Genomic DNA, 26560 nt, shown 5'->3' with positions numbered 1-26560 from the left:
AAAAGCAGGGAAAACACTAAGCCCGGGCTTTATAAAAAGCTTTGGCAGAAAATTTTTCCGAAGCAAAAAATATTTTTCCAAAGCTGTTGGTTATTAGGTGAAAAAATCGTTAATTTGCAGCCTGTTTTGAAATAACGAGTTTAAAGAATAGAGCAATGTCAAGAGTTTGTGAACTTACAGGAAAAAAAGCGATGGTTGGGAACAATGTTTCTCACGCAATGAACAAAACCAAGCGTAAATTCAATGCGAATTTGGTGAAAAAACGTTTTTTCATTCCTGAGGAAGACAGATGGGTAACCTTGAAGGTTTCAACTTCTGCCCTTAAAGATATTAACAAGAAAGGTATCTCTGCTGTGATGAAAGAAGCAAGGGAGAAAGGATTCTACAAAAAATAATCCGAGGCATAAAAACATTATATTATGGCAAAGAAAGGCAACAGAGTACAGGTAATCTTAGAATGTACAGAGCACAAGGAGTCTGGTAAACCAGGAACTTCAAGATATATTACCACCAAGAATAAAAAGAATACACCGGATAGAATGGAGTTGAAAAAATTCAACCCTGTTCTTAAAAAAATGACGGTTCACAAAGAGATAAAATAATTGAGTCATGGCAAAGAAATCAGTAGCATCTATACAAACAGGGTCTAAGCGATTGACCAAAGCGATAAAAATGGTAAAATCACCAAAGACCGGTGCCTATACTTTTGTTGAAGCAATTATGGCTCCGGAAGACGTAAACGACTTCCTTAAAAAGAACTAAGAAAGTTCTCAAACGAAAACATGCAGAGAGCCGTCCCATTTCCCGGAGCGGCTTTTTCTTTTTATGTATATTTACGCACAGATTTCGGAAAGCTGGTCTTTTCGGAATTTTTGTGATTTTAAACCTACCAGAAAATGAGTTTATTTAAGAAGTTCTTCAGCAAGGAAAAAAAGGAAAACCTGGATAAGGGATTGGAGAAATCCAAGTCCAATTTTATGTCTAAAATGAGTAAGGCTGTGGCCGGAAAGTCTAAGGTAGACGATGAGGTTTTAGACGACCTGGAAGATGTTTTGGTGAGCAGCGATGTAGGAGTGGCCACCACGATTAAAATCATTAACCGAATTGAAGAACGGGTTGCCCGCGACAAATACCTGGGTACCGCCGAGCTTAATGAAATCTTGCGCGAAGAAATCGCCGGTTTGCTTTCTGAAACCAATACCGGAGAGGCTTCTCAAATTCAGTTACCCGATGTAAAACCTTACGTGATTATGGTAGTTGGGGTAAACGGGGTTGGGAAAACCACCACCATCGGAAAGCTGGCCAACCAGTTTAAAGCCTCGGGCAAAAAAGTGGTTCTGGGTGCTGCCGATACCTTTAGAGCGGCTGCCATAGATCAACTTCAAATTTGGGCCGATCGCACCGATGTTCCCATAGTAAAACAGAAAATGGGCAGCGACCCTGCATCGGTAGCTTTTGATACCGTGCAAAGCGCCGTAAAACAGGACGCCGATGTAGTGCTTATCGATACCGCGGGACGACTGCATAATAAGGTGAATTTGATGAATGAATTAACCAAGGTGAAGCGGGTAATGCAAAAGGTAATTCCAGATGCGCCACACGAGGTGCTTTTGGTTTTAGATGGTTCTACGGGTCAAAATGCTTTTGAGCAGGCTAAACAATTCACCGCGGCTACAGAGGTGACCTCGCTGGCCGTGACCAAACTCGATGGTACCGCAAAAGGCGGGGTGGTAATTGGTATTAGCGATCAATTTAAAATTCCTGTGAAATATATTGGAGTGGGAGAAGGAGTAGAAGATTTGCAGGTTTTCAATAAATATGAATTTGTAGACTCTTTCTTTAAAAAGTAATCTATGCGAGCAGCCTTACTTTTCCTTTTAGTTTTATTTCTATTTTCCTGCGGAAATTCCTCTTCGGAAAAAGAGCAGGCCGAAACCATAACAGACAGTATACAGGCTCTTGAAGAGCGGGAATATAAAGTGCTGGATTCAGAGTTTATTACCGCCGATGAAATTATGGCGCCTTTTGAAGCTGAATTAGAAGCTTTTAGTACTGAAAGGTATGAGGAAATCAAACCCCTTATTTTTGACAAAAGCATACCCGAAATTCAGAAATCTGTTGAAGCCGGAGATTTGACTTATGAAGAACTCTCGCTGTTTTATCTTTTTCGCATTCAGCAATACGACCGTGAAAATGAGCTTTCCTTGAATTCAGTAATTTCTTTGAATCCGAACCTGCTTGAGGAAGCCAGGGAGAAAGATGCTGCTTTTAAAAATGGAGATAAAAAACACGAGATTTTCGGGATCCCTGTGCTCTTAAAAGACAACATCAATACTGCCGGGATGTTTACCACGGCAGGGGCTGCAGTGCTCAAAAACAACCAAACCGAAGATGCCTTTATCGTTGAAAGGCTAAAAGAAAACGGGGCGCTTATTTTGGGCAAGGCTAATCTAAGCGAATGGGCCTATTTCTTTTGTGGCGATTGCCCCAGCGGTTACTCGGCTATTGGCGGGCAAACGCTCAATCCTTATGGCAGAAAGATTTTCGATACCGGGGGTTCCAGTTCGGGAAGTGCGGTAGCCGTTGCGGCTAATCTTGCACCGGTAGCGGTAGGATCTGAAACTTCGGGTTCTATTTTATCACCGTCCTCTCAAAATTCATTGGTAGGAATGAAACCCAGCATAGGCTTGTTAAGCCGTTCGGGAATTGTGCCAATTTCGGGTACTCTTGATACGCCGGGGCCAATGACGAAAAACGTAATTGATAATGCTATTTTATTATCGGCTATGACCGGGAAAGATGCTGCAGATTCTGCTTCAGAATTTCAACCCGGCGATTTACAAACCAATTATAATATAATTCAGAATCTGGAGGGGGTACGCCTGGGTGCCATAAAAGGCCTTATGGAAGACAGCCTTTATGTGCGGGCGCTTGCTGATTTGAAAAAAGCGGGAGCTACCATAATTGAATTTGAAGCCGAGGAGATAGACCTTCCAAATTTCATCAGGTTATTAAACCTGGATATGAAAAAAGACCTACCCGATTATTTCAACAAATACAATGGCCAAACCGGAATGAAATCGGTTGAGGATGTGGTGAAATATAATTATGAAGATTCAGCAAGGATGCCTTACGGGCAGGCGCTTTTTGAAGGGATTGTACAGGATTCTGCTTCCGAAGAAGAATTTGCCGCGATAAAGGATACGCTAAGAAGAAACGGAAAGCAATTTTTTGATGTACCTATGGAAAAGCATAAACTGGATGCGGTACTTTCAATAAATAATTATCACGCAGGTTTCGCCGCAGTGGCTCATTATCCTGCCATCACCGTTCCTATGGGATATACTGAAGAAAAGGCTCCACGGGGATTAACTATAATCTCAGGGCCTTTTAAAGAGCGGGATTTGCTTAACTGGGCCGCAGCCTATGAACAGGCCACCAAAAGAAGAAAATCGCCCGAAAATTATCTGGACTAATGAAAGAAAGATACCTGGTATTAATCTCGAAAATCATATTTTTTTACAGCCTTTTTTACGTGGTGATGAAGCTTGTAGCCGCCTTTAGAGGTTTTATGGTTTCAGCCAATCTTATTCTCGCGCTACCGTATATCGTATTTGCTATATTAGGAGGTTGGATGCTAAAAAATAACAGGTATTACTGGGCCTATGTAATTGCCGGGGTAATCGTGATTAGTACGGTAAGATACTTTGAACAGGACTGGATGATCGCCCTGGAAAATTATTTTGCCAATTAATATAATTCGTAAATTTTGAAACCAAATAAATCCTATCCTGAAGAAGTCTACCTAAATGGTTCCTGGCTAAAGCCTGAAGAAGCTAAGGTTTCGGTATTCGATCGCGGATTTATGTTGGGAGATGGGATTTATGAGGTAGCTCCTTTTTATGAGGGCAAGGCATTTAAACTTCAAGAGCATCTGCAGCGCCTGCAGTATTGCTTGAATGAAATTCAAATCGACTTTAATCCTTTTTCTCTTGAGCCTGTAATATTTGAAGCTTTGGAAAGAGCCGGGCTTGGTCAATCTGATGCGGCGGTTTATATTCAAATAACGCGTGGAGTGGCCCCCAGGACACATTATTATCCTGAGGTTTCAAAACCTAACCTGCTTTTATATATATTCCCGGTAAGCCTGGAAGCATTTGAGAAAAAAAGCTGGGAAGCAGCGGTTACCGAAGATAAGCGCTGGCATAGATGCGATATTAAATCGATTTCCCTGCTCGCCAATTCTATGGCCAATGAAGCAGCAATTTCGGCCGGTTTTAATGAGATGCTTTTAACCCGAAACGGGTACTTTACCGAGGGTTCCCACACCAGTATTTTTTTTGTAAAAAATGGAAATCTTTACACCCATCCTGAAGGACCTGAAATTCTATCGGGCATTACCCGTAAGGTAGTCATCAAACTTTGTGAAAAATTAAAAATTAAACTTATTGAAAAGGCGGTGCATATCGATGAACTGGTTGAAGTAGATGAGATTTTTGTAACCGGCACTACCACCCAAATCATTCCCATAAATTCGATAACTCAAAAAGATCGCAGACTATACCTGGCAAAAAATATAGGCATCACCCATAAGTTGCAACAGCTGTTTATAGAGGAGACAAGGGGGTGAGAGGAATAGAAAAAAATCATCCCCCGGTTTAAACCCCGGCCTAACTTGACACTCTAAAACTTATTCGCGTAAAACGCCAAACTCCCTCAACACCTCCAGTACTTTTTCCATCGGTAAAGCATCTATGGTTCCCCGGTAACCCCGTGTGGATTCGGCCATAAACATAGAGTTTAGAATTGCTTCTTCGGTGGCTTCTATGGCTGCCATAAACAGGGGCGACATCAGGTCGTTGGGTACAATCTCTGTTTTCTGAAGGTCTTCTTTTGTTCGGTAAGGGATACGCAGTTTTTCAGCAGTTGAAAATGCGATCACGTAATCTCCGCTTCCGTTAGAAACTATTCCGCCGGTTTTGGCTATTCCCAAAAAAGCCCGTTTGGCAAGGCGTTCCAAATTTCTATGGTCCAGTGGGGCATCGGTTGCCACCACGATCATACAGGAGCCATCGGTATTATTGAGTAGTTTATCGCTAAAGCTGAATTGTTGGAATTTCTTGCCAACTGGAACTCCTGCGATCTGCAAAACTCCGCCAAAATTGCTTTGTACCAGGACCCCTATGGTATAACCACCCATATTTTCGGGAAGTTTTCTGGAAGAGGTGCCTAGGCCTCCCTTGTAACCAAAAGCGACGGTGCCTGTGCCGGCACCAATATTTCCTTCGCCAACCTCAGTTTCAGAAGCCGAGTTTATGGCTTCCAGTACATCGGCTTCCGATAAATATCGCCCTCTAATGTCATTAAGGAACCCGTCGTTGGTTTCACCAACCAGAGCATTTACCGAGGCCACACCTTCGTTGCCAGGCAAGTTCAGCGTATAATCGATCACTGCATTCATAGCGGTGGCTACGCTCAATGTATTGGTTAGAATAATTGGAGTTTCCAGATTTCCCAGTTCATTCACCTGCGTGCTGCCAGCCAGTTTTCCGAAGCCATTTCCCACATAGATCGCAGCCGGGACTTTCTGCTGAAAAATATTGCCTCCGTGAGCCAGAATAGCGGTGGCCCCGGTATTTACTGAATCTCCCTTCTTCAAAGTAGTGTGACCCACTTTTACTCCTTTTACATCGGTAATCGAATTCTGAGCCCCGGGAGCCATTACTCCGATTTCTATATCCAGGTCACGAACTCGTTGCTGAGCCTGAAGGTGAATAGAAATACTAAATAGCACGCATAGAAAATAGAGTTTCTTCATCTGAGTATTTTTGAATTTTAAAATATACAAATTCCGCGTAACTCTGCTGCTCGTAGTACATTTCAGCATTCCGAAGGAAATAGCTCAAGTTCTCATTATAGATCGTATCTTTGCAGCCGCTTTCAGCAAAGCAAAAAAATCAGAATGGTATGAGAACGAAGTCCTTAAAGAAAAATCGAATCAACGTAGTAACCCTTGGCTGTAGTAAGAATGTTTACGACAGCGAAGTGCTAATGGGGCAGTTGCGCGCTAACCAAAAGGAGGTGGTGCACGAACAGGACGGGAATATTGTGGTGATTAATACCTGCGGATTCATAGATAACGCCAAGGAAGAATCTGTAAACACCATTTTGGAGTTTGTGAAGCAAAAGCAGGATGGTGATGTAGATAAGGTTTTTGTGACCGGCTGTTTAAGTGAGCGTTACAAGCCCGATCTTCAGAAAGAAATTCCCGATGTAGACGATTATTTTGGAACTACCGAACTTCCAAATTTGCTGAAAGCTCTGGAGGCCGATTATAAGCACGAACTTTTAGGTGAACGACTCACCACCACCCCAAAAAATTATGCTTACCTTAAAATTGCTGAAGGCTGCGACAGGCCCTGTTCCTTTTGTGCCATCCCGCTAATGCGTGGTGGTCATAAATCGACACCCATCGAGGCTTTGGTAAAAGAGGCTCAAAATCTGGCAAAAAACGGGGTAAAGGAACTTATTCTAATCGCCCAGGATCTTACCTACTATGGGCTTGATCTTTACAAAAAACGCAATCTAGCTGAATTGCTCGAAAACCTGGTAAAGGTAGAAGGCATCGAGTGGATTCGTTTGCACTATGCTTTTCCTACCGGATTCCCTATGGATGTGTTGGAAGTGATGAAACGCGAGCCAAAAGTTTGCAATTATATCGATATTCCGCTGCAGCATATTTCTACCGATTTGCTCAAGTCTATGCGTCGCGGTACTACCCATGAGAAAACTACGGCTCTATTAAAGAACTTCAGAAAAATTGTTCCTGAAATGACGATTCGAACCACGCTTATTGTAGGCTATCCGGGTGAGACTGAAGCACATTTCCAGGAGCTCAAAGAATGGGTGAAAGAGATGCGTTTTGAGCGTTTGGGTTGTTTTACTTACTCTCACGAAGAAAATACCCACGCTTATAACCTGGAAGACGATGTGCCGCAGGAGGTAAAGCAGGAGAGAGCGAATGAGATTATGGAAATTCAGAGCCAGATTTCCTGGGAACTGAATCAGCAGAAAATCGGAAAAATCTTTAAGGTGGTGATAGATCGTAAGGAAGGTAATTATTTTATTGGTCGTACCGAATTCGATTCGCCCGATGTAGATAATGAAGTACTTATAGATGCTACCGAAATTTACCTGAAAACCGGGGAATTCTATGAGGTGAGGATCACCGATGCCGCCGATTTCGATTTATATGCCGAACCTATCGAGGCTGCTCCAAAACCGGCCAGGAAGGAGCTTAAAGTAAAATCGATTTAAACTTCGTCTTTCTAACTTCTAATTTCTAACCTGGTAGATGATTCCCTGCGGAAAAGCTGTCCAAAGACAGCTTCTTATTCCCGCGGTTCGAAGGGCAGAATTAGCCCAGGTATTACAGGTTTTAAATAAGCTTAGCGAACCTTTGGCCGGGTAAAAGGCATCCCGGCTGTGGTAATGCAAATCTGGAATTGGCTGAATTTCACCATTTTCATCCTTCTGAAAATCATTTTTAATATACGCTACAAGCCTCTTATATTGAGATTCATCAAGTTTCAGACGAATGCTTTCACGGGCCGGTGGGAGATTTTTCCAGAATTCAAGGTGCAGGGCCGCAGGAGTTTTCAGAAATAAAGAGCGAAATGCGGTTTTTAGGCTGAGGTCTTCCCATTGTGGGGTAGTTCGGTAAAATTCCAGGTCGCCCCAACCGAAGCTGATGTATTGAATGTTATCTTCGGAAGCTTTGGTGTGGCTGGTAGAAACGATTCTACTCCAATCCATAATCTCATTTTGGTAAGGCAGTACCAGGTCGGTATGCGTGCCTCTAACCTGAATAAAAATTTCTATTCCATCCCGGGTTTCTGTGAAATTTGAATTAACCGGAATGAGAGCACCCACCAGGCTGGCCAGCCCATAAATAATTGGCGGCAGAAATATTATCCCGGCAAGCAGCTTCAGCAGAAACTTCATAAATAAAAGATAGGTTAAATTTTATTCTTAAATTTCTTCCGGTAATTCACCAGTTCGTTAGATTCCCTGAAGTAAATTATGCAAAGAATTTCAAAACCCTCCAATTTTTACCGAAAGCATCACCATTATATTTTTGGTGGGTTCTGGCTGGTAAGCGGACTCGTGATTATTCTTTTCGAAAACAGGAACTTTCTTGGCTTTGGTTATGGTGGCTTTGGCCTGGCCTACTTTATTTTTGGGTACTTCAACCGAAACAAAACCGATGAATATATCGCCTGGGATGAGAACAAGATTATCATTAAACAACTTCACAACGAAATTCTTGAATATCCCAAAGGAAAAATCGACGCCCTTGGTGTTTCAAAAACCGATCTCACCATAAAATCTGGTGCCGCAGCAGGAATTATGGTTGAGCTAAAACAATATTCAGAAGAAGATAAGCGAAAATTACAATTAGACCTGAAAGATAAATTTCCTGATATAATAATATGAAAGTAGAAAAGGATTTGCCGTTTTACATAAAAAACCAGAATCTGATTTTTGGATTAGTATGGTTGGGGATGGGAATTACATACCTGCTGATAAATCATGGTGATAGAACAAATTTGATTTTAGGGATTGGATTTTGTTTATCAGGTATTCTCTATCTTATTGAGTTTTTCAGAAAACGAAAGAAGGCTAAAGAGTATATAATTTGGAATGAAAAAGAGGTAATAGTATCTCCGTTATTCAAAAAGCAAATTGTTTACCCTTTAGGAGAGATAACTCATAAAAGTATTTCTAAAAATCATTTTATTATAAAGGCCAGGGGGGTACCGGGTTCTGCAGTAAATCTAAAGGGATACAGTAAAACGGATATTAAAACTCTAAAAAACAAAATCCAGAATTAATCCGGTGAAAGCTTAAAAATATTCCTTTTAAATTTCTGAATTTCTACCTTCGTACTTCTACCTTCATATTTCTAACCCCGTACTTCCAACTTCGTACTTCTAACCTCGTACTTCTAACCTCGTTTAACTTCAGTTTTTTTTCTTTTTCCGGTCTATGTAAATGTATACCCCATACAACAGCAGTCCCGCACCGCCTATCCAGTAGAGTCCGGTTTTGAGAGTTTCGGTGTCTTCGGCAAAATAGCCTATGGCCAGTGCAAGGGGTACAATTCCGGTTAAGGTAGCAAAAATGAATTTTCGATAGCCCATTGTGAGCATCCCGGCGATGATACTAATAGCATCGTTCGATAAAAATGGAGACACCCGGAAGAGCGCCACAGCCCAAAAGCCATATTCCTCTACCATTTTATTCACCTTTTTATTCTTCTTTTTTCCCAATACCTTTTCCAGGTTATCTTCACCCAGCAGTTTTCCTATTAAATAACCTAAACTGGAAGAAAGCGCCACCCCAACCACCGAAATAGCAACTCCCCCAATAAAACCATAAGCTAAAACCGCCACGATCATAGGCAGCCAACTGGGAAAAACCACCAGGAAGATTTGTAGGATTAAAAGGCCTACTATAGCCAGTGGTCCCCAAAATCCGAAGTCTTTAAAATATGCCTGTATTCTCTGTTCATCATTACTCATCAATACCTGCCAGGTTTCGTCAATAAAATCTCCAAACGGAGCATAGAAAAAATAACTAAGGATCAGGCCAAGTACAAGTAGCGCAGTAAGCGAATAGGATATTTTCTTCAAAACAGGGTTTTAATTTTTCTAATTTTCTTCAGGTAATTTTGCGATAAACCGGTAAGCCATTTGGTTGTTGCTTTTTAAACGATAGCTAAAAATCGCTTCCCCCTGAATGTGCCCGTCTTCATATTGCGCCCAAAGCAAACGGTCGTTTAGAATGCGAACATCGGTAAAATACATCTTGCCGCCAAGTACGGGCTCCTCGGCAATAAGCTCGGGGCTTTCTTTAAGCGTGTTTACAATAAATTCTTCGGGATTTTGAATCGAATCGAATTCCTCAGGAAAATTTACAGGTCCGCGGCTTTCTAATAAGCGCAATTCTTTCTCCAGGCTGTCATTCTCAATCTTTAATTCATTAACCGTAGAATTAAGGCTGTCTATTTCGAGACGTATTTTCTCTTTCTCAGCTTCATTCTCACAGCCCATAAGAGCCAGTGCCAGTAAGGCAGGTAAAATTCTTTTCATAGCAATTTTTAAAGTTCCAGACTAACCAGATAGCCCGTGTAAGCTAAATAGGCGAGCAGTAATACCGCAGCCTCCCAGCGATCTAATTTTTTTCTTTTTCCGGTGAACATGGCCAGCAACAGGAATAAAGTACCTGCACCCAGCACATATAGGTCGGTATTAAAACTTTCATTGAAGCCAATTGGCCGAATAAAAGCCGCAACCGATAAAATCAATAGCAGATTAAAGATATTACTTCCTACGATATTTCCTACAGCTATATTGGCATTCTTTTTTACGGCTGCTACCACCGAGGTTGCCAGTTCGGGCAAGGAGGTGCCGGCGGCTACTATGGTAAGTCCTATGATTTTCTCACTCATTCCAAAAATGCGGGCCAGTTCTACGGCATTATTTACCACCAGATTCCCGCCGATAACCAGGCCTGCAAGGCCACCGATAATAAATAGCGAAATCTTCATTCCACCCATTTGAATATGAATTTCATCGGCTTCAGGAACTTCGGTTTTTAGTTGTTTATAGACATAAAACAGAAAGGCAAAAAATCCCAGCAGCAGCAAACTTCCATCCAGCCGACTTAGCAGATTATTAGCTTCAGTAAAAATCACCGAATCATTTACCAGCATAAATACTATAATTGCAGCAATAAGAGAAATTGGAATCTCTTTCCAGGCCGTGCTGGATTGTACCGCTAACGGGCTAATTAAACCCGTAATTCCCAGAATGATGAACAGGTTGAAGTTGTTGCTGCCAATCACATTTCCGAAGACGATATCGGCATAGCCTTCCCAGGCCGCCACGCCATTTACCACCAATTCGGGAGCCGAGGTGCCAAAGGCTACAATAGTGAGACCAATGGCCAAATCTGAAATCCCGTATTTACGGGCCAGGGCCGAAGCTCCGCTTACCATATAATTGGCCCCGAAAATGAGCAGTAACAAGCCGGCAGCAAGTAAAATAGAAGCTAAAAGCATTTATTCTTCAGGATTAAGTAAAACCGGTGAGCCCAGGCCTAAATCTTCAAGTCGTTCCAATTGGGTTTCGGCATCGCCTACGATAAGGAAGTACATTTTTTCAGGATTGATATATTTTCTTGCAAGCCCCTGCACTTTTAAAATGTCGAGTTCGTTCACCTGGGCCTTGCGCTTATTGATATAGTCATATTCTAAATCGTAATTACTGATATCGCTAAGCATATCTAACTTCGAATTTAAGGTCTCAAAGCGCCTGGCGTTGCTCTTGATCATAAAACTGCGGGTGACCTCTATATCTTCCTGATTGAATTCCTCGGGATAGTTTTCAATAATTTCTTTCACCAGGACGGCAGCTTCTAAAGTGATATTGCTGCGCACCGGGGTGGAAATATGAAAAATTCCCTGGTATTTCCCGCCGCTAAACCTGGAACCGGCATTATAGGTATAACCCTTGGCTTCACGCAGTTCCTGGGTGAGCTGCGAGGCAAAACCACCGCCACCAAGCCGGTAATTCATCACTTCGGCCAGGTAGAAATCCTCATCGGTGGCTCTTAGGGCCGGGCTTCCGAAACGAAAAACCGACTGTTTTGCGCCCGGCACATCGTAAAAGTAAATTTTGGTTTGGTTGGGGGCCTCTGGCCTGGAGATTTCCGGAATTTGAACCGACTTTGGCGGCCAGTTGGCCGAAAGAGCTCTAAGGGCTGATAGCGTTTCATCTTTTTCAATAGCCCCTGCAACCAGAAAACTGGCCACCTGGGGAGAGAAATTAAAACGATAATAATTCTTTAGGTCGTTTAAACTTATATTTTGAACGCTTTCCCTTGTGCCCAGGTTGTTATTGGAGAGTATATGATTTTCACCATAAATCAGTTTTTTAAATTCATTGTCGGCAATGCTGTTGGGGTCGGCTTCCTGCTGTTGAATTCTGCTTAAAACCTGCTGTTTTATCAATCTGAATTCCTCTTCATCCCAGCGGGGCTCCAGCAATATTTCCTGCACCAGGGCCATAGTTTCCTTAAAATTCTTTGCAAGGGTACTTCCCTGAAGCATCAGTTTTTCATCTGAAGCCCTGAAGTTGATCTCGGCTCCCAACAACTCGATTGCCTCTTCCAGCTCGGCCGGGGTTCGGTTTTTGGTGCCTTTGGTCATAAGGCCGGCCAGCATATTCGATACTCCAATTTTTGAAGCTTCTTCCAACAGCATCCCGCCTTCAATTTCCAGGCTGAATTTCACAAGGGGAACTTCAGTATTGGTGATTCCCAGAACTTCCAGTCCGCTAGGCATTCTGCTTTCCCAAATTTCAGGGATATTAAGCTGTGGAGTACCGTGGTACGGGGGTTCGCTGCTTCGGTCAAAACTTGAGGGCGTTCGCTCATAATTCGCGTTGGCATTGGGATCTACTTCATCTTCTGCACCTGCAACAATTTTTTCTTCTACCACTTCAGCCAGAGTTGAGTTTTCAAGGGCTAACTGCGACTGAGATTTAGGAACAAATGAGGTAGCAACATAATTTTTATTATACAGGTATTTGTTAAAAACCCGCAGCACATCTTCTGCAGTAACCGCAAGAATCTTATCTACCTCCTTATTGATGTAATTTGGATCTCCTGCGAAAATCTCATATTGTGCCAGTTGAAAACCTTTTCCCAGCACGCTGGAGAGACTGTTATAGAACCGGGTTTCCTGGCCGGCTTTAATGCGTTTTAAATCTTTTTCTGAAATTCCATTTTTGCTGAAGTCCTCAAATACCTGCTGAATTCCTATTAAAACCGAATCCAGGTCCTTCCCGTCATAGGCACGAACCCGAAGCATAGTTTGACCCGCAAGCTCTGAAGCATAATTATACATTCGGGCTCCATCGGTTAATTGCAGTTCTTCTACCAGTTTTTTATACAGGGGCGCATTTTTTCCTTCGCTTAGATACTGGCTAAGAATTTCCAGGGCATAACTGTCTTCGTGGTAAGAATACACGCTGGGCCAGGTAAGAGTGAGTTCGGGTAATTTGGCAAAATTATCCTCATAATAAAGTTTTTTGGTCGAAGAAAGCTTTGCAGGTTGCTTTGGCATTCTGGCAACTTCAGGACCCCTGGGGATTTCTCCAAAGTATTTTTGCACCCACTCCCGGGCCTGTTCTTTATCAAAATCGCCGGCAATGGTGAGGGTCACATTGTTTGGGACATAATAATTATTGTAAAATTCCTTTACATCTTCCAAAGTTGCATTCTGAAGATCTTCTAGCGAACCAATTACCTGCCAGCTATAGGGATGTCCCTCAGGATACAGGTTTTTATCGATCACATATTGGGTATGCCCGTAAGGGCGGTTATCCACGCTCTGGCGTTTTTCGTTTTTTACCACCTGTTTCTCCTTGGCCAGAACGGGTTCGGTTACGGTATTGATAAAAAAACCGAGTTTATCGGCCTCGGCCCAGATCATTTTTTCCAGGGCATCGTTGGGCACGGTTTGAAAGTAATTAGTACGGTCACGGCTGGTAGATCCATTGGCTCCCGAACCTCCAATTCGCGCACTTAATTTATCAAGACCGCCTTTGCCAAGATTTTCAGACTCCAGGAAAAGCAAATGTTCAAACAGGTGAGCAAAGCCTGTACGGCCTTCTTTTTCCCGGGCAGATCCTACGTGAGCGGTAAGAGCTACCGCGACCACAGGATCAGATTTGTCGATATGGAAAATAACATTTAATCCGTTTTCCAGGTTGAAACTTTCAAAATCTACATTGAAGGTATTGGCATTCTGGGCAGAACCAATTTGAAAACTTAATACAGATAAAAAAAGGAAGAGGTAATGCTTAAAATTCATCAAGGTATAATTTTATGTACCTCAAAATTAAACTTTATTCTTCATAAAGAATTGATAAAACATTGAGGATTGGGGGAGCCCAAATTTTGGACTAATTTTTATCTCAGGCCTTCAGCCTGAAATATACCCGCAATTAAAAAAAGCCAGGCGCTATACACCTGGCTGAATTGTCTCAGGCTTTCAGCCTGTATTTAGTTTAAATTTCGGGCCTAGGGAGCCTTGGTGGCTCAAAAACCAAGGTACAATGCCCTTAGGGATTACAATCTCACCACATCGTTATTCACAAAGAAGATTGAATTCACAAAAAACAATTTCCCGTTTTCCCAAAAAGCCCTGAACAGGGGATTATCGGTCAGATAGATTACACTGCCTCTTCCCATTCGTTCTTCTCCAAAAACCAGTGAATTTTCAAGGTTTTTGGTGGCGCGGCTTCCGGCGAAACCAGAAACGATTTGAGGTTCTTCGATATAACCTACGTTATAACCATCCTTTAAAAAGGCGTAGCTGTTATTGCTCAATTTCAGGCTGTGATAAACAGGATCATAGCCAAAGGCCATAGGATGAGTATTGTCGATAGTCGTTTTTATTATACTACCGGTAATTAGATTTTTAGCGCTTTCGCGTTCTCTTTGAGCATAGGGGATGAGTTTTGCAGCGTTTGTAGTATCGGTTTCTTTTTTGTTTTCAACGAGACCAAACCCCTCTTTGCCTGCAAAATTACCTAAGGCTCTTCCAATGGCGATGAGCTTACCACCTGCTTTTACCCAGTCCTGGATTTTTTTGCTTCCGGCTTCGTTCAGAATGTCTGAATAATTTCCCTCGGGCATTACCAGTACATCGAATTGGTTTAGGTCTACACTTTTAAAATAATCGGTATTGATCGAGGTGATGGGATACTCCAATTCCTGCTCAAAGAAATACCAGATCTCTCCGTAATTCAGGGAAGAAGTTCCTTCACCTTTTAAAACTGCAACTTCGGGTTTGTTAATGATCTTTACATCGGGCGAGCCAAAATCGGGGCCGCTGCCGGCAAACCCTGAAGTGGCTGCCAGGAGTTTCCTGTTTTGTTCATTCGCAATCTGGGTTACTTTAGCATCAAAATTTTCCAATTTCCGGTTGTCGCTTTTGGTGATCACCAGGCTGCCACGACCAAATTTTTCTCCCTGGTTTTCAAAAGCTTTTTCACTAAACCGCACTTTGATGCCTTCTTTGAGCAAGGCTGCTAAAAATTTAGCATCCTGTACCGAATTCCACTTAGATACATAACCGGCACCAGCAGGTTGAGGAGTATTTTCGATTGGTTCTACCTGAGGTTGAGTTCCTGTGGCCACCGTTCTCGTTGAGGCAACAGCTTCCAGGCCATAAGCGTGGGCCAGGCTCCAGGCGGTAATATCGTAGGTAAGTGAATCGCTTAACTTGGTGTTGGGCTCAAAAAGCACATTTACCATTTTCCCCTTGGGTTGTGCAGTAGAAACCACCAAAGTATTTTCATCGGCATTGAAATTAGCCCGCCTGCCTTCAGTATAATTAAAACCATTTAAACGCCCGGGTTGTGCATAGCCATATTCAATCTCGTGACGATCCAGTACGTTCTTTAGCTTTTCAATCCTATCGGCATTTCCTTTTAAGGCATAGCTTTTTATTTCAAGATCTGAATTATCAAAAAAGTCCCTGAATTCCCTGTTCAATTCTTCCACATTTTGAGCCGCAACTTCAATGGTAGAAATTCCGGTGGTGTGGTGATGTGCCACGCGATCTACCAGGCTTAGCTCATAACCCTCGTCGGTATCTATGCCCAAACCGGCCCGGCCGTGGCCTGCCTGTTCATAAGTCATTCCTATACTCCCCATATAAGTAGGGTAGGTATCGCCATAGCTGGGGTAAAGCAAGTCAAAGCGTTCTTTGGTAAAATACAACCAACCTTCTTCATCAAAATATTTGGCGTGGTTTTTCCCGATTCTGGTTTGAAAATCCCTTTGAAACGGACTAATAATCTCGTGAAAGGGCTCGGCAGCGGGGGCAAAGTAATAGGGCTCATTTATTCCCTGTTCGTGAAAATCTACGTGAATATGAGGCAACCACTGATTGTAAATTTTTAATCGCTCCCTGGTCTCGATTTGAGTGGCCCAGGCCCAGTCGCGGTTAAGGTCGAACAAATAATGATTTGGGCGTCCTCCCGGCCAGGCTTCGTGATGCTCGGCTGCAGCCTGTGAGCTGTTGTAAGGTTCAGCTTTTACCTGATTATACCAATTGGCATAGCGATCGCGGCCATCGGGGTTTACACAGGGATCAATGATGATCACCGTATTTTCAAGTAAATCTTTTCGGTTGGTAACCAGTTCGTAAAGGGTTTTCATCGAAGCCTCGGTGCTGGAGGCTTCATTGCCGTGAACATTGTAGCTTAGCCAGACAATGGCTTTATCTGCCCCGGCTTCAGAAGTTTCTATCCCGCTAAAAGCCATATGATTTTTCCTGATGTTTTCCAGGTTGCTGTGATTGGCTTCCGAAGAAACCACCGCATAGGTAAGTGGCCTGCGCTCGTAGGTTTTTCCGTAGGTGTGATATTTTACCAGGGGAGAGTTTTCGGCTACGTGTTCAAAATAGCGAACCACATCGGCGTGCCGCGAAAATTCGGTGCCCAATTCATAACCCAGAAATTCTTTTGGTGATTGTAATTGTGCGTGAAGGAAATTGAAGCTGAAAACCAGCAAACAGAAGTAGAGGAAATTTGCTTTCATTAATAGAATTAGTTTGTCTTAACTCCCGTAAAGATAGACTTCCCCGCCAAATTAACTTAAAATTAGTGTATAAAATTACTAACTTGGGTATCTTTACACCTCCAAAAATCAGCTAATGCCAACCGAGTGTATCCCGTACCAAGACACTAATTATTTTACAAAAATCATCCTGGATTATCTGGCTCAAAAAGAAGAGATCAGGCCGTTTTATCACCGTTTTCCGGAGCTGGAAAACTTCGGAAAACAACTGGAAGAAAAATCTTCTTTCCCACAAGAACACAGGGAGATTTTGGCGCAAAGCCTCCAAAAGCAATATGAGGAGTTAGAAACTTCTGAAGCCACTGCTGAGAATATTACAGCTTTAAGCGATTCCAACACCTTTACGGTGGTTACCGGGCACCAGTTAAACCTGTTTACAGGCCCCCTGTATTTTCTTTATAAGATAGTTTCGACCATAAATACTACCCGCATTCTTAAAAAACAGTATCCGGCTCATCATTTTGTGCCGGTTTACTGGATGGCTACTGAAGATCATGATTTTGAAGAAATCGCGTTTTTTAATCTCCACGGAAAGAAATTTAAATGGGCTAATGCTGAAGCTCGTGCAGGAAAAACTGCGGTAGGTTATTTATCTACCAGCGGACTCGAGGAGGTGTTTGAACTTTTCTCTGCTGAAATTGGTGGTGGGCGCGATGCAGCTTATTTGAAAGAACTTTTCGAAAATGCCTATCTGAAACACGAAAATTTAACTGAAGCCACTCGCTATTTGGCTAATGAATTATTTAAGGAGCAGGGACTTGTAATTGTTGACGGGCAGGATAGGGAACTCAAAAAACTTTTTGCTCCCTATGCTAAAAATGAGCTTTTAAAGCAGGTTTCCAGCGAAAAGGTATCTGAAACTGTTGAAATGCTTCAAAAAGCGAATTATGATATCCAGGTGAACCCGCGGGAGATCAATTTGTTTTATTTAACTGAAGAATTGCGCGAGCGAATCCTGCTTCGGGATGGGAAATATTTTGTGAACGAAACCGAAATTCAGTGGAGCGAAGAAGAAATTCTGGAAGAACTACAGAAGCATCCCGAACGCTTTAGCCCCAATGTGATGCTGCGGCCTTTGTATCAGGAAGTGATCCTGCCCAACCTTTGTTATATTGGAGGTGGGGGAGAGCTGGCATACTGGCTTCAGCTTAAATCTTATTTTGAAGCTGAAAATGTGCCTTTTCCCATCCTGCTTCTGCGGAATTCAGCTTTGCTTCAAACCGAAAAGCTCGATGAAAAGCGTCAAAAATTAAATATTGGATTGAAAGAGTTGTTTTTGAAACAACACGAACTCATCAATCGCAAGGTGCGACAGATTTCGAATATCGATATCGATTTTTCAGACCAAAAAGAGCATTTAGTTAACCAGTTTCAGCAAATGTATGAACTGGCCGAAAAAACCGATAAATCTTTCCTGGGAGCGGTAAAGGCCCAGGAAGTAAAACAATTAAAAGGCCTGGAAAACCTTGAAAAACGCCTGCTGAAAGCTCAAAAACGAAAGCTGGAAGACGAGGTGAGCCGCATTGCCGAACTTCAGAATGAATTATTTCCCAATAAAAGCCTGCAGGAAAGACAAACCAATTTTTCAGAATTTTATGCTGAATATGGCCCGGCATTAATCGACCGGCTTTTGGAAGAACTCAATCCTTTAGAGGCGAATTTTAAAATTATCAGCTTTGGAAAAGAATAGAATGCATACCATAGATATGGATTTGGTGGAAATGACCCTTGATGTCATGAAATATACCATAGATCGTATCTCCAATGTCACCCCCGATCTGGGAGCTCCTAAAAAAGAAAGCGACCTGTTAAGAATTGTAGGCGAGACCATCACCCCCGGGGGGATTGGCGGGGAAACCGCTTTTCAGTTGTTCAGGGATGTGTTGGTGAAAGCCACGGTGCCCATCGACCATCCGCGGCATTTGGCTTTTGTTCCCGCAGCTCCAACCCGGGCCGCGATAATGTTCGATTTGGTGACTTCAGCTTCGAGTATTCACGGGGCCTATTGGATGGAAGGCGCCGGCGGAATTTTTTGTGAAAATCAGGCGATGAAATGGCTGGTATCCCTTACAGGATTACCTGAAGGCGCTTTTGGGGTTTTTACCAGTGGAGGCACCGCTGCCAACCTTTCGGCTTTAGTGGCAGGGAGAGAGACCTGGCGCGAAAGAGATGAAAAGAATCAAAATAGAAAGGCTTTATTGATGACTTCGAACGGCGCACATAGTTCGATTCAGGCAATGGCCCGGGTGATGGATGCCGAGGTGATTCTCATAAATTCTGAAGACGAATTTTTAACCGGAGACGAAGTAGCGGCTGCTATTAAAAAACTTTCAGAAGAAGAAAGAGCCCGGCTTTTCGCCGTGGTGGCTACCGGAGGAACGACCAATGCCGGAATCATAGACGACCTGGACAGTATCGCAGAAGTTTGTGAGCGGGAAAAACTCTGGTTTCACGTAGATTGTGCCTATGGCGGGGGCGCCCTTGCGGCCAGCTCGGTAAGGCATTTGTTTAAAGGAATTGAGCGTGCCGATAGTATTACCATAGACCCCCATAAATGGCTTTTTTCTCCTTATGATTGCGGTGCTGTAATTTATAAGGATATGAAGATTGCGGCCAATGCGCATTCCCAAAAAGGCGCGTACCTGGAAATTTTTAAAGACCCGGGCGCCCAGGGTTTCAACCCGGCCGATTATCAGATTCAGCTCACCCGTAGGTTACGCGGACTTCCGCTATGGTTTTCGTTGGCGATGCACGGCACCAACAAGTACCGGGAAGCCATAGAACGCGGTATTGAACTGGCGCAAATTGCTTCAGAAAAAATTGAAAAAAGGGAAGGCCTGGAAATGGTGAGGCCGGCAAGTCTTTCGGTGGTGTTATTCAGAAAAAAGGGCTGGGATGCCGCGAAATATAAAGACTGGACCTATAAAAATCATAATGAAGGTTTTGCGCTGGTAACTCCCACCACCTGGAAAGGAGAGACCATTATAAGATTCTGTTTTATCAACCCCGATACTACCGAGAAAGATATAGATATGATTCTGGATACCCTGGAATAAATTTTTGTGGGCAGGTTTTTCTGTAATTCCGGTTGACTTGCATTTTTTATTTGGAAACCGGATATCTTAGTAGGTAGCGAAATAGCTGGTATCACCGCCTTACTTTTAGCCGATGTTCACAAAAATTAAAATAAAACCGATATGGAAAAAATGCTAAAATTTATTATCATTTTCATTATAGGCAGCTTGCCTGTACTGGCACAAAATTCCTCAAATACTGAGGTAGAAGAGATTCTACAGCAAAAAAATGAGATGTTGGCAGAGGCCATAAATTCTGGAAACCTGGAAGGCTTTACCGCAATCTATGCTGAAGATGCACAGATGAATGTTCCTGGATCCCCGAGCCTTAACGGAAGAAAGGCTATTGGCGAGGCTCATAAATCGATGATGGAAAATAAAATGAAAATCGAGATAACTAAAAATGAGGTTTTTCATCAGGGGGATTTTGCCACAGAGACCGGAAGCTACCGTGTGCTCACTGCTTCGGGAGAAGAAGTAGATAAGGGAAGTTATATGGCGCTTTGGAAAAAGATAGATGGCGACTGGCAAATTTACCGGGATGTGGTAAGCAGCAGTTCTGGTCAATAAATTTTAATCTATTTCATATTCCAGCCGCATCGTTATCGATGCGGTTTTTCTTTTATCGGCAGTGTTGTAGGCCCCGCTCCAGCTATAATCCTCGCCGCTGTTTTGCCCGGTGATTTGAAAAACCCCCATAGAGGCACGATGTAGGTCTCCCAGTTTACCGCCGCTGTTTTCAGCAATTTTTTCGGCTCTAATCCTGGCATCTTCGGTAGCTTTGGAGATCATTTCGATTTTAAGATCGGCCAGGCCGGTGTAGTAATACCTGGGCGGGCTGGAGTTAAATTGCACCCCGGTATTGAGCAGTTCGGTAATCTCGCGCGATACCTTTTCTACGAGTTCCACTTCAGAAGATTCTATTTTCACTTTCTGAACCAGTTCATAGGCGCGAAAGACACTGCCCACATAATTTCCATTTTGATATTGATTATCCCTTTGTTCATTGGTTTCTACCGAAAGAAAAATGATATGAGCTTCTTTTATTCCCTTCTGAAGCAGATATTGCCGAACTTTCTCTTTATCCTGGTTAAGATCATTATAAGCCTTTTCCAGATTTGGCGAAATTCTGCTGAAGCGACCTTCCCAAACAATAAGATCTGAATTAAAGTCTTCGCTACCCGAACCGGTAACCGAGATCACGCCCTTTGGATTTCCGCGATCGCGGTAGGCATTGGTAACTAAAATTGCGGCAATGATTATTGCCAGCGAAAAAAGAATGGAACTTGCAATCTTCAGCATAATAATAAACTTGAAGAATAAAGATAGAAAATAAAAGCTTCGATAATTTTATTTTTCTCTCAAATTCTTACTTTTGCCTATGCAACAAAACGTACTTATTTTAGACTTTGGTTCGCAGTATACTCAGCTTATTGCAAGGCGTGTAAGAGAACTCAATATTTACTGCGAAATTCATCCCTACAACAAAATTCCAGAAGATTTATCAGGCTTTAAAGCGGTGATCCTATCGGGGAGTCCCTTCTCGGTTAGAGCCGAAGATGCCCCGCATCCCGACCTGTCTCAAATTCGAGGTAAAAAGCCGATTTTGGCGGTTTGCTATGGTGCCCAATATCTCGCCCATTTTAACGGCGGAAGGGTGGAACCTTCGAATGTTCGGGAATATGGAAGGGCGAACCTTTCAGTAATTAAAGATTCTGAAGCGCTTTTTGAAGATATTATGGAAAATTCACAGGTGTGGATGAGCCATAGTGATACCATTAAAGAACTTCCCGAAAATGCCGTACGCCTGGCCAGTACTACCGATGTGCTGAATGCCGCTTATCGCATAGAGGGAGAAGAGACCTTTGCGATACAGTTTCATCCCGAGGTATATCATTCAACCGATGGTAAGCAACTGCTGGAAAATTTTCTGGTAAGAATCGCGGGTGTAGAGCAGTCCTGGACTCCGGGCGCTTTTGTAGATCTTACCGTTTCTGAGCTTAAAGAAAAGATCGGGGATGATAAAGTGGTTCTCGGCCTGAGTGGGGGAGTAGACTCCTCGGTGGCTGCGGTATTACTTCATAAAGCCATAGGTAAGAATTTGTACTGTATTTTCGTGAATAACGGACTATTGAGAAAGAACGAGTTTGATAGCGTGCTTCATCAATATAAAGATATGGGTCTTAATGTGAAAGGTGTAGATGCTTCAGCAAGATTCCTCGATGCGCTATCAGGCATTAGCGACCCCGAACTTAAAAGAAAGGCCATAGGAAATACCTTTATCGATGTTTTTGACGATGAAGCTCACGAGATTAAAGATGTAACCTATCTCGCCCAGGGTACCATTTATCCCGATGTTATCGAATCGGTTTCGGTGAATGGAGGACCTTCAGCAACGATTAAATCCCACCACAACGTGGGAGGGCTTCCCGATTTTATGAAGCTAAAGATCGTAGAACCGCTTAGAATGCTGTTTAAAGATGAGGTGCGAAGAGTAGGTGCCGAGCTTGGAATTGACAAAGAACTTTTAGGGAGACATCCTTTCCCGGGACCGGGATTGGCCATTCGTATTCTTGGCGATATTACCGCCGAAAAAGTTCGAATTTTGCAGGAAGTAGACGATATTTTCATCCAGGGTCTAAGAGACTGGATGTTGTACGATAAGGTATGGCAGGCGGGAGCGATTTTGCTTCCGGTGCAATCGGTAGGCGTGATGGGAGATGAAAGAACCTATGAAAAAGTGGTAGCCTTGAGAGCCGTAGAATCTACCGATGGGATGACCGCCGATTGGGTGAATTTGCCTTATGAATTCTTACAAAAAACCTCCAATACCATAATAAACCGTGTAAAAGGCGTTAATAGAGTAGTATATGATATAAGTTCCAAACCCCCGGCAACTATAGAATGGGAATAGTTCTTGCATTGCTCACTTAAAATTTACCAAATGAGATACCTTCTTATATTATGCTTTATATTTCAGCTGTTTACGGTTTCTGCTCACAGCCAGGAATATAAATACCACACTGTGAAAGCAGGTGAAACCGTGTATAGTATTGCACAATCTTACAATATTAGCGAAGAAGCGGTTTATAAGTATAATCCCGATGCCAGAAATGGCATAGAGGTATCTGCAAAACTGGTGATTCCTATTTCTGAAGGTAAAGTAGCTCGCGAGGAGGAGGTAAGTTTCAGAACGCATAAGGTTCAGCGAAAGGAAACTCTATTTAGTCTATCGAGAGAATATGAAGTGAGTATAGATGATATCAAGAGGTATAATCCGCATTTGTATTCTGAAGAGTTAAGGAGTGGAGAGGAGATCAAAATTCCCGAAAAACAGGCCGTAGCTCAAAACCAGGCACCACGCCCTCAGCCCAGAACCGAAATTTCAGAAACCCGCGAGCATGTTGTGCTTCCGAAAGAAACTAAATTTGGAATTGCCCGAAAATATGGTCTAACCGTAAGTGAACTGGAAGAACTCAACCCAAAAGTTGAGGTTTTACAACCCGGGATTATGTTGCGCGTGGGTACCGATGTTTTGGATGAACCGGTGATCTTAATGGATGAAGATTTCAGGTTTTATGAGGTAAAACCTCAGGAAACCTTATATAGCCTTGCCCGTAGATTCAATGTAAGCCAGGATAGCATCAAAGCCTTAAATCCTGCTCTGGCCGATGGTTTAAAAACCGGAATGGTGCTAAAGGTGCCTACCCGTGATGAGGGAGTAGGAAATCTGGATAGCGATGAAACCGAAGATTTTAGCAGTGATGCAGACAGGGTTTTCGAAAAACTGGACCTGGAAAAGAATATCACCAATTTCAGCCAGAAGCAAATCGTGTTGATGATGCCTTTAAATCTCAATAAAATTGAAGGCGATTCAACCAGGGCTTATAAAAAGGCGATTTTAGACCAGCGGGTGATGCGAATTTCTCTTGATTTCTATAGCGGGGCCTTATTGGCTGCCGAAAAAGCACGAAGCCTGGGTATAAATGTAAACTTAAGAAAATTTGATACCCGTCAAAATGTAGGGAGGGTAAACGATATTATAAATGCCAATAATTTTAGCAATGTAGATGCAGTGATTGGGCCGTTTTTACAGAATACTACCGAGGCGGCTGCGGCCAAGCTCAGAACCCAGGGAGTACCGGTAATCAGCCCGCTTTCAAACCGGTCTATGCGACCTATGGAAAACCTCTTTCAAAGCCGGCCTACCGATGATATGCTGGCCGAGGCTATGCTGAGTTATCTGGAGCAAAAAACACAGGGGAAGAACCTTGTAATTATAGCCGATGCCGGCTCGAATGCAATCAAAAACCGTTTAAGTGGAATGTTTCCCACCGCCCGATTCATTAGTCCTGAGAATGGGCACGTAAGCGAAGGCAAGCTGGGGAATGCGATGGTAGAAGGCCGGGATAACTGGGTGATTCTGGAATCTGAAAATGTGGCGGTTTTAAGCAGTGCAACTTCAGCACTTAACCGCCTGGCCAGAAACCGAAATATCACCTTATTCACTACCAACAAAAACAACAGCTACGATAGCGACGCGATAAATATTCAGCATTTGGCGAAATTGAATTTCCACTATCCTTCGGTAGATCGCGAATATGATTCGGAAACTTCAGCAGAATTTTTAGAGAATTATAAAGAGCGCTATGGCAGCACCCCGAATCAATATGCAGTGCGGGGATATGACCTCACTCTGGATATTTTGTTAAGGCTTGCCAGCGCCGAAGATCTATATGAATCTTTTGAAAGATACAGGGGCTATACCGAATATCACGAGAATAAATTCCATTACAGTCCGCGCTCGGGGGGTGGTTTCTTAAATGATGCGGTGTATATAGTTCGCATAGATAATGACCTTAAAATAAGAGATGTCAATGACTTCAAGCGTAATCTATAAGGGCCAGCTTAGAACTGAAGCCGAGCACCTGCAAAGCGGTTCTAAAATGATCACCGATGCGCCGGTAGATAATCACGGTAAGGGCGAGGCTTTTTCTCCAACCGATACCGTGGCCACGGCTGTGGCAACCTGTATGCTTACCGTTATGGGAATCAAGGCTGAAGAGCTTCAGGTAGATATGACCGGCGCCAAAGCCAGCGTAACGAAATTTATGGCCGCCAATCCGCGGCGGATTTCCAGGGTAGAGGTAGAGGTTGAAATGCCTCAGAAATATTCAGAAAAGATTACCAAAATTCTTGAAAATACGGGTCGTAACTGCCCGGTGATTCAAAGCCTGCATCCAGAGCTGGAAAAGCAAATAAGTTTTAGGTACCGATGAGGTTAATTTTTTGCTTTTTATTCCTTGTTTTATTCTCTTCGGAAGCGATTTCCCAAACTCAATCTGAAAAAATTACCTGGCGACAGAATCATAGATTATCCTGGAATGATTTTAAAGCCGAGCCAAAATCGCGGATGCCCTTTTCGGCCAACACCAATTCGGGTTTTTCATTTGGCTGGGGATATGCAGATGATACCGGCTTAACCTATGAAGTTAAAGCCAATTTTTATCCTTTGAAATCCTGGGTAAAACCTGAATCCAAAAGCAATTATTTGCTAAGGCACGAACAACTGCATTTTGATATTTCTGAACTTTATGCCCGCAAACTTAAAGCGGCTCTTGACCAATACGTTCCCGGGCGTAATTTAAAAAGAGACCTGGACCGCATTTACAATCAAATCGAAAAAGAAAGGCAGCAACTGCAACAAAGATTTGACAGGGAGACCTCACACAGTCAAAATAAAGAAGCGGAGGAGTTCTGGCAGCAATTCATAAAAGAAGAGCTGCAAAAACTCTCAAAATTCAGTTCTTAGAGTTCGGCCACGCGAGCTTTGGCCTGCTTAAATTCAGCAATCATTTCTTCGACGATCTGTGCGGCAGGCTTTATGTCGTGAATCAAACCGGCAATTTGCCCTATTTCCAGCTCCCCTTCTTCAAGATCACCTTCAAACATTCCTTTTTTGGCCCTGGCTCTGCCCAGAAGTTTAATTAGATCTTCCTTTTCGTGAGGCTGTTGGTACAAACGTTCGATATCCTGGTAAAATTTGTTTTTCAACAGGCGAACCGGTGCCAGTTCTTTTAAAGTTAGTATAGTATCCCCTTCACCGGCTTTTACTACCATTTCCTTAAAGTTGGGATGTGAAGATGCCTCGTGGCTGGCTACAAAGCGGCTGCCTACCTGCACGGCATCGGCACCCAGCACCATAGCGGCCAGCATTCCACTGCCGTTGCCAATTCCCCCGGCAGCGATAAGCGGAATTTCTATTTTTTCCTTGACCATCGGGATGAGGGTAAAAGTGGTGGTTTCATCACGACCATTATGGCCACCGGCCTCAAAACCTTCGGCCACCACGGCATCAACCCCGGCTTCCTGCGATTTCAGGGCAAATTTCACACTGCTCACCACGTGAACTACTTTTATTCCGTTTTCCTGTAAATGTTTGGTCCAGACTTTTGGATTCCCTGCCGAGGTAAAAACTATTTTCACCCCTTCTTCGATGATGATTTCCATAATCTTTTCGATATCGGGATAAAGCATAGGTACGTTCACTGCAAAAGGCAGAGAAGTTGCTTTTTTACATTTCTGGATATGTTCTCTTAAAACTTCAGGATACATAGAGCCTGCTCCAATAATTCCAAGTCCGCCGGCATTGCTTACCGCACTGGCGAGTTTCCAGCCGCTGGCCCAGATCATTCCCGCCTGGATAAGAGGATATTTTATATTGAAAAGTTGGGTTATTCTGTTTTCGGGCATTTGAAAGAATTTTG

At 43.0% G+C, this 26560-nt stretch carries 26 protein-coding genes; 17 read left to right on the top strand and 9 right to left on the bottom strand.

The window, feature by feature from the left end:
• Positions 1–155: 155 nt before the first annotated feature.
• The 7 genes from rpmB to ACW6QP_RS08405 all read left to right on the top strand — a co-directional run bounded on the left by rpmB (position 156) and on the right by ACW6QP_RS08405 (position 4630).
• Positions 156–395 (top strand): 50S ribosomal protein L28, encoded by a 240-nt coding sequence (gene rpmB / locus ACW6QP_RS08435; RefSeq protein WP_457910428.1) that lies wholly within the window; start codon positions 156–158, stop codon positions 393–395.
• A 24-nt stretch (positions 396–419) separates the two neighbouring features.
• Positions 420–602, top strand: a complete 183-nt coding sequence (gene rpmG / locus ACW6QP_RS08430; protein WP_457910427.1) for a 50S ribosomal protein L33 — start codon at positions 420–422, stop codon at positions 600–602.
• Positions 603–609: 7 nt separating this feature from the next.
• On the top strand, positions 610–762 hold the full coding sequence (locus ACW6QP_RS08425) for a DUF4295 domain-containing protein (RefSeq protein ID WP_457910426.1): 153 nt from the start codon (positions 610–612) through the stop codon (positions 760–762).
• Positions 763–896: 134 nt separating this feature from the next.
• On the top strand, positions 897–1850 hold the full coding sequence (ftsY, locus tag ACW6QP_RS08420; RefSeq protein WP_457910425.1) for a signal recognition particle-docking protein FtsY: 954 nt from the start codon (positions 897–899) through the stop codon (positions 1848–1850).
• Between the two features lie 3 nt (positions 1851–1853).
• On the top strand, positions 1854–3476 hold the full coding sequence (locus ACW6QP_RS08415) for an amidase family protein (RefSeq protein WP_457910424.1): 1623 nt from the start codon (positions 1854–1856) through the stop codon (positions 3474–3476).
• Positions 3476–3754 carry a hypothetical protein gene (locus ACW6QP_RS08410; protein WP_457910423.1) on the top strand — a complete coding sequence of 93 codons (279 nt, stop codon included), beginning with the start codon at positions 3476–3478 and terminating at the stop codon, positions 3752–3754. Before ACW6QP_RS08415 ends, ACW6QP_RS08410 begins: the two co-directional genes overlap by 1 nt.
• A 15-nt stretch (positions 3755–3769) precedes the next feature.
• Positions 3770–4630: an aminotransferase class IV gene (locus tag ACW6QP_RS08405; RefSeq protein WP_457910422.1), complete on the top strand. Its 861-nt coding sequence runs from the start codon at positions 3770–3772 to the stop codon at positions 4628–4630.
• A 60-nt stretch (positions 4631–4690) separates the two neighbouring features.
• Here the strand turns inward: ACW6QP_RS08405 and ACW6QP_RS08400 are convergent, their stop codons facing one another.
• Positions 4691–5818 (bottom strand): DmpA family aminopeptidase, encoded by a 1128-nt coding sequence (locus ACW6QP_RS08400; protein WP_457910421.1) that lies wholly within the window; start codon positions 5816–5818, stop codon positions 4691–4693.
• 149 nt (positions 5819–5967) lie between these two features.
• Between ACW6QP_RS08400 and rimO the strand changes: the two genes are divergently transcribed.
• Complete coding sequence (gene rimO / locus ACW6QP_RS08395; protein ID WP_457910420.1) at positions 5968–7317, top strand: 30S ribosomal protein S12 methylthiotransferase RimO; 1350 nt, start codon at positions 5968–5970, stop codon at positions 7315–7317.
• A gap of 18 nt (positions 7318–7335) precedes the next feature.
• Here rimO and ACW6QP_RS08390 read toward each other — a convergent pair whose 3' ends face one another.
• Positions 7336–8004, bottom strand: a complete 669-nt coding sequence (locus ACW6QP_RS08390) for a TIGR02117 family protein (RefSeq protein ID WP_457910419.1) — start codon at positions 8002–8004, stop codon at positions 7336–7338.
• A 78-nt stretch (positions 8005–8082) separates the two neighbouring features.
• On the opposite strand from ACW6QP_RS08390, the gene ACW6QP_RS08385 reads away from it, so the two are divergent.
• Together ACW6QP_RS08385 and ACW6QP_RS08380 are read left to right on the top strand one after the other, a co-directional pair.
• Positions 8083–8496, top strand: coding sequence for a hypothetical protein (locus tag ACW6QP_RS08385; RefSeq protein WP_457910418.1), 414 nt, complete (start codon positions 8083–8085; stop codon positions 8494–8496).
• Entirely contained in the window at positions 8493–8894 is a 402-nt protein-coding gene (locus ACW6QP_RS08380) for a hypothetical protein (protein ID WP_457910417.1), read from the top strand. Before ACW6QP_RS08385 ends, ACW6QP_RS08380 begins: the two co-directional genes overlap by 4 nt.
• A gap of 129 nt (positions 8895–9023) precedes the next feature.
• Here the strand turns inward: ACW6QP_RS08380 and ACW6QP_RS08375 are convergent, their stop codons facing one another.
• The 5 genes from ACW6QP_RS08375 to ACW6QP_RS08355 form a co-directional block, all read right to left on the bottom strand.
• The gene (locus ACW6QP_RS08375) at positions 9024–9695 is read right to left on the bottom strand and encodes a TVP38/TMEM64 family protein (RefSeq protein ID WP_457910416.1); all 672 of its coding nucleotides are present in this window, start codon (positions 9693–9695) and stop codon (positions 9024–9026) included.
• An 18-nt stretch (positions 9696–9713) separates the two neighbouring features.
• The gene (locus ACW6QP_RS08370) at positions 9714–10154 is read right to left on the bottom strand and encodes a hypothetical protein (protein WP_457910415.1); all 441 of its coding nucleotides are present in this window, start codon (positions 10152–10154) and stop codon (positions 9714–9716) included.
• An 8-nt stretch (positions 10155–10162) separates the two neighbouring features.
• Positions 10163–11125 (bottom strand): calcium/sodium antiporter, encoded by a 963-nt coding sequence (locus ACW6QP_RS08365; protein ID WP_457910414.1) that lies wholly within the window; start codon positions 11123–11125, stop codon positions 10163–10165.
• Positions 11126–13942, bottom strand: a complete 2817-nt coding sequence (locus ACW6QP_RS08360) for a M16 family metallopeptidase (RefSeq protein WP_457910413.1) — start codon at positions 13940–13942, stop codon at positions 11126–11128.
• A 257-nt stretch (positions 13943–14199) separates the two neighbouring features.
• Complete coding sequence (locus ACW6QP_RS08355) at positions 14200–16680, bottom strand: M14 family zinc carboxypeptidase (protein ID WP_457910412.1); 2481 nt, start codon at positions 16678–16680, stop codon at positions 14200–14202.
• A 115-nt stretch (positions 16681–16795) separates the two neighbouring features.
• On the opposite strand from ACW6QP_RS08355, the gene bshC reads away from it, so the two are divergent.
• The 3 genes from bshC to ACW6QP_RS08340 all read left to right on the top strand — a co-directional run bounded on the left by bshC (position 16796) and on the right by ACW6QP_RS08340 (position 20363).
• The gene (gene bshC, locus ACW6QP_RS08350; RefSeq protein ID WP_457910411.1) at positions 16796–18409 is read left to right on the top strand and encodes a bacillithiol biosynthesis cysteine-adding enzyme BshC; all 1614 of its coding nucleotides are present in this window, start codon (positions 16796–16798) and stop codon (positions 18407–18409) included.
• A 1-nt stretch (position 18410) separates the two neighbouring features.
• Complete coding sequence (locus tag ACW6QP_RS08345; protein ID WP_457910501.1) at positions 18411–19775, top strand: pyridoxal phosphate-dependent decarboxylase family protein; 1365 nt, start codon at positions 18411–18413, stop codon at positions 19773–19775.
• Between the two features lie 141 nt (positions 19776–19916).
• Positions 19917–20363 carry a YybH family protein gene (locus ACW6QP_RS08340; protein WP_457910410.1) on the top strand — a complete coding sequence of 149 codons (447 nt, stop codon included), beginning with the start codon at positions 19917–19919 and terminating at the stop codon, positions 20361–20363.
• A gap of 3 nt (positions 20364–20366) precedes the next feature.
• Here ACW6QP_RS08340 and ACW6QP_RS08335 read toward each other — a convergent pair whose 3' ends face one another.
• The gene (locus ACW6QP_RS08335) at positions 20367–21095 is read right to left on the bottom strand and encodes an SIMPL domain-containing protein (RefSeq protein ID WP_457910409.1); all 729 of its coding nucleotides are present in this window, start codon (positions 21093–21095) and stop codon (positions 20367–20369) included.
• 79 nt (positions 21096–21174) lie between these two features.
• Between ACW6QP_RS08335 and guaA the strand changes: the two genes are divergently transcribed.
• Genes guaA through ACW6QP_RS08315 form a run of 4 tightly spaced genes read left to right on the top strand, consistent with a single transcriptional unit; the run spans position 21175 to position 25605 of the window.
• The gene (gene guaA / locus ACW6QP_RS08330) at positions 21175–22707 is read left to right on the top strand and encodes a glutamine-hydrolyzing GMP synthase (protein WP_457910408.1); all 1533 of its coding nucleotides are present in this window, start codon (positions 21175–21177) and stop codon (positions 22705–22707) included.
• A gap of 30 nt (positions 22708–22737) precedes the next feature.
• Positions 22738–24693: an amino acid ABC transporter substrate-binding protein gene (locus ACW6QP_RS08325; protein ID WP_457910407.1), complete on the top strand. Its 1956-nt coding sequence runs from the start codon at positions 22738–22740 to the stop codon at positions 24691–24693.
• Positions 24671–25072: an OsmC family protein gene (locus ACW6QP_RS08320; protein ID WP_457910406.1), complete on the top strand. Its 402-nt coding sequence runs from the start codon at positions 24671–24673 to the stop codon at positions 25070–25072. Before ACW6QP_RS08325 ends, ACW6QP_RS08320 begins: the two co-directional genes overlap by 23 nt.
• Positions 25069–25605 (top strand): DUF922 domain-containing protein, encoded by a 537-nt coding sequence (locus ACW6QP_RS08315; RefSeq protein ID WP_457910405.1) that lies wholly within the window; start codon positions 25069–25071, stop codon positions 25603–25605. Before ACW6QP_RS08320 ends, ACW6QP_RS08315 begins: the two co-directional genes overlap by 4 nt.
• On the opposite strand, the gene ACW6QP_RS08310 is transcribed toward ACW6QP_RS08315, so the two are convergent.
• Entirely contained in the window at positions 25602–26546 is a 945-nt protein-coding gene (locus tag ACW6QP_RS08310) for an NAD(P)H-dependent flavin oxidoreductase (RefSeq protein ID WP_457910404.1), read from the bottom strand. The genes ACW6QP_RS08315 and ACW6QP_RS08310 overlap by 4 nt on opposite strands.
• Positions 26547–26560: the final 14 nt, after the last annotated feature.

The sequence above is a fragment of the Salegentibacter haimaensis genome (assembly GCF_054121495.1).
Note: the sequence above shows the minus strand (reverse complement) of the source record. Positions and strands in the feature narration are given on the sequence as shown.

What these genes read in the sequence shown, in the direction of transcription:
- rpmB (WP_457910428.1), top strand. Translation starts at nt 156, where the DNA reads ATGTCAAGAGTTTGTGAACTTACAGGAAAAAAAGCGATGGTTGGGAAC.
- rpmG (WP_457910427.1), top strand. Translation starts at nt 420, where the DNA reads ATGGCAAAGAAAGGCAACAGAGTACAGGTAATCTTAGAATGTACAGAG.
- ACW6QP_RS08425 (WP_457910426.1), top strand. Translation starts at nt 610, where the DNA reads ATGGCAAAGAAATCAGTAGCATCTATACAAACAGGGTCTAAGCGATTG.
- ftsY (WP_457910425.1), top strand. Translation starts at nt 897, where the DNA reads ATGAGTTTATTTAAGAAGTTCTTCAGCAAGGAAAAAAAGGAAAACCTG.
- ACW6QP_RS08415 (WP_457910424.1), top strand. Translation starts at nt 1,854, where the DNA reads ATGCGAGCAGCCTTACTTTTCCTTTTAGTTTTATTTCTATTTTCCTGC.
- ACW6QP_RS08410 (WP_457910423.1), top strand. Translation starts at nt 3,476, where the DNA reads ATGAAAGAAAGATACCTGGTATTAATCTCGAAAATCATATTTTTTTAC.
- ACW6QP_RS08400 (WP_457910421.1), bottom strand. Translation starts at nt 5,818, where the DNA reads ATGAAGAAACTCTATTTTCTATGCGTGCTATTTAGTATTTCTATTCAC.
- rimO (WP_457910420.1), top strand. Translation starts at nt 5,968, where the DNA reads ATGAGAACGAAGTCCTTAAAGAAAAATCGAATCAACGTAGTAACCCTT.
- ACW6QP_RS08390 (WP_457910419.1), bottom strand. Translation starts at nt 8,004, where the DNA reads ATGAAGTTTCTGCTGAAGCTGCTTGCCGGGATAATATTTCTGCCGCCA.
- ACW6QP_RS08385 (WP_457910418.1), top strand. Translation starts at nt 8,083, where the DNA reads ATGCAAAGAATTTCAAAACCCTCCAATTTTTACCGAAAGCATCACCAT.
- ACW6QP_RS08380 (WP_457910417.1), top strand. Translation starts at nt 8,493, where the DNA reads ATGAAAGTAGAAAAGGATTTGCCGTTTTACATAAAAAACCAGAATCTG.
- ACW6QP_RS08370 (WP_457910415.1), bottom strand. Translation starts at nt 10,154, where the DNA reads ATGAAAAGAATTTTACCTGCCTTACTGGCACTGGCTCTTATGGGCTGT.
- ACW6QP_RS08365 (WP_457910414.1), bottom strand. Translation starts at nt 11,125, where the DNA reads ATGCTTTTAGCTTCTATTTTACTTGCTGCCGGCTTGTTACTGCTCATT.
- ACW6QP_RS08360 (WP_457910413.1), bottom strand. Translation starts at nt 13,942, where the DNA reads ATGAATTTTAAGCATTACCTCTTCCTTTTTTTATCTGTATTAAGTTTT.
- ACW6QP_RS08355 (WP_457910412.1), bottom strand. Translation starts at nt 16,680, where the DNA reads ATGAAAGCAAATTTCCTCTACTTCTGTTTGCTGGTTTTCAGCTTCAAT.
- bshC (WP_457910411.1), top strand. Translation starts at nt 16,796, where the DNA reads ATGCCAACCGAGTGTATCCCGTACCAAGACACTAATTATTTTACAAAA.
- ACW6QP_RS08345 (WP_457910501.1), top strand. Translation starts at nt 18,411, where the DNA reads ATGCATACCATAGATATGGATTTGGTGGAAATGACCCTTGATGTCATG.
- ACW6QP_RS08340 (WP_457910410.1), top strand. Translation starts at nt 19,917, where the DNA reads ATGGAAAAAATGCTAAAATTTATTATCATTTTCATTATAGGCAGCTTG.
- ACW6QP_RS08335 (WP_457910409.1), bottom strand. Translation starts at nt 21,095, where the DNA reads ATGCTGAAGATTGCAAGTTCCATTCTTTTTTCGCTGGCAATAATCATT.
- guaA (WP_457910408.1), top strand. Translation starts at nt 21,175, where the DNA reads ATGCAACAAAACGTACTTATTTTAGACTTTGGTTCGCAGTATACTCAG.
- ACW6QP_RS08325 (WP_457910407.1), top strand. Translation starts at nt 22,738, where the DNA reads ATGAGATACCTTCTTATATTATGCTTTATATTTCAGCTGTTTACGGTT.
- ACW6QP_RS08320 (WP_457910406.1), top strand. Translation starts at nt 24,671, where the DNA reads ATGACTTCAAGCGTAATCTATAAGGGCCAGCTTAGAACTGAAGCCGAG.
- ACW6QP_RS08315 (WP_457910405.1), top strand. Translation starts at nt 25,069, where the DNA reads ATGAGGTTAATTTTTTGCTTTTTATTCCTTGTTTTATTCTCTTCGGAA.
- ACW6QP_RS08310 (WP_457910404.1), bottom strand. Translation starts at nt 26,546, where the DNA reads ATGCCCGAAAACAGAATAACCCAACTTTTCAATATAAAATATCCTCTT.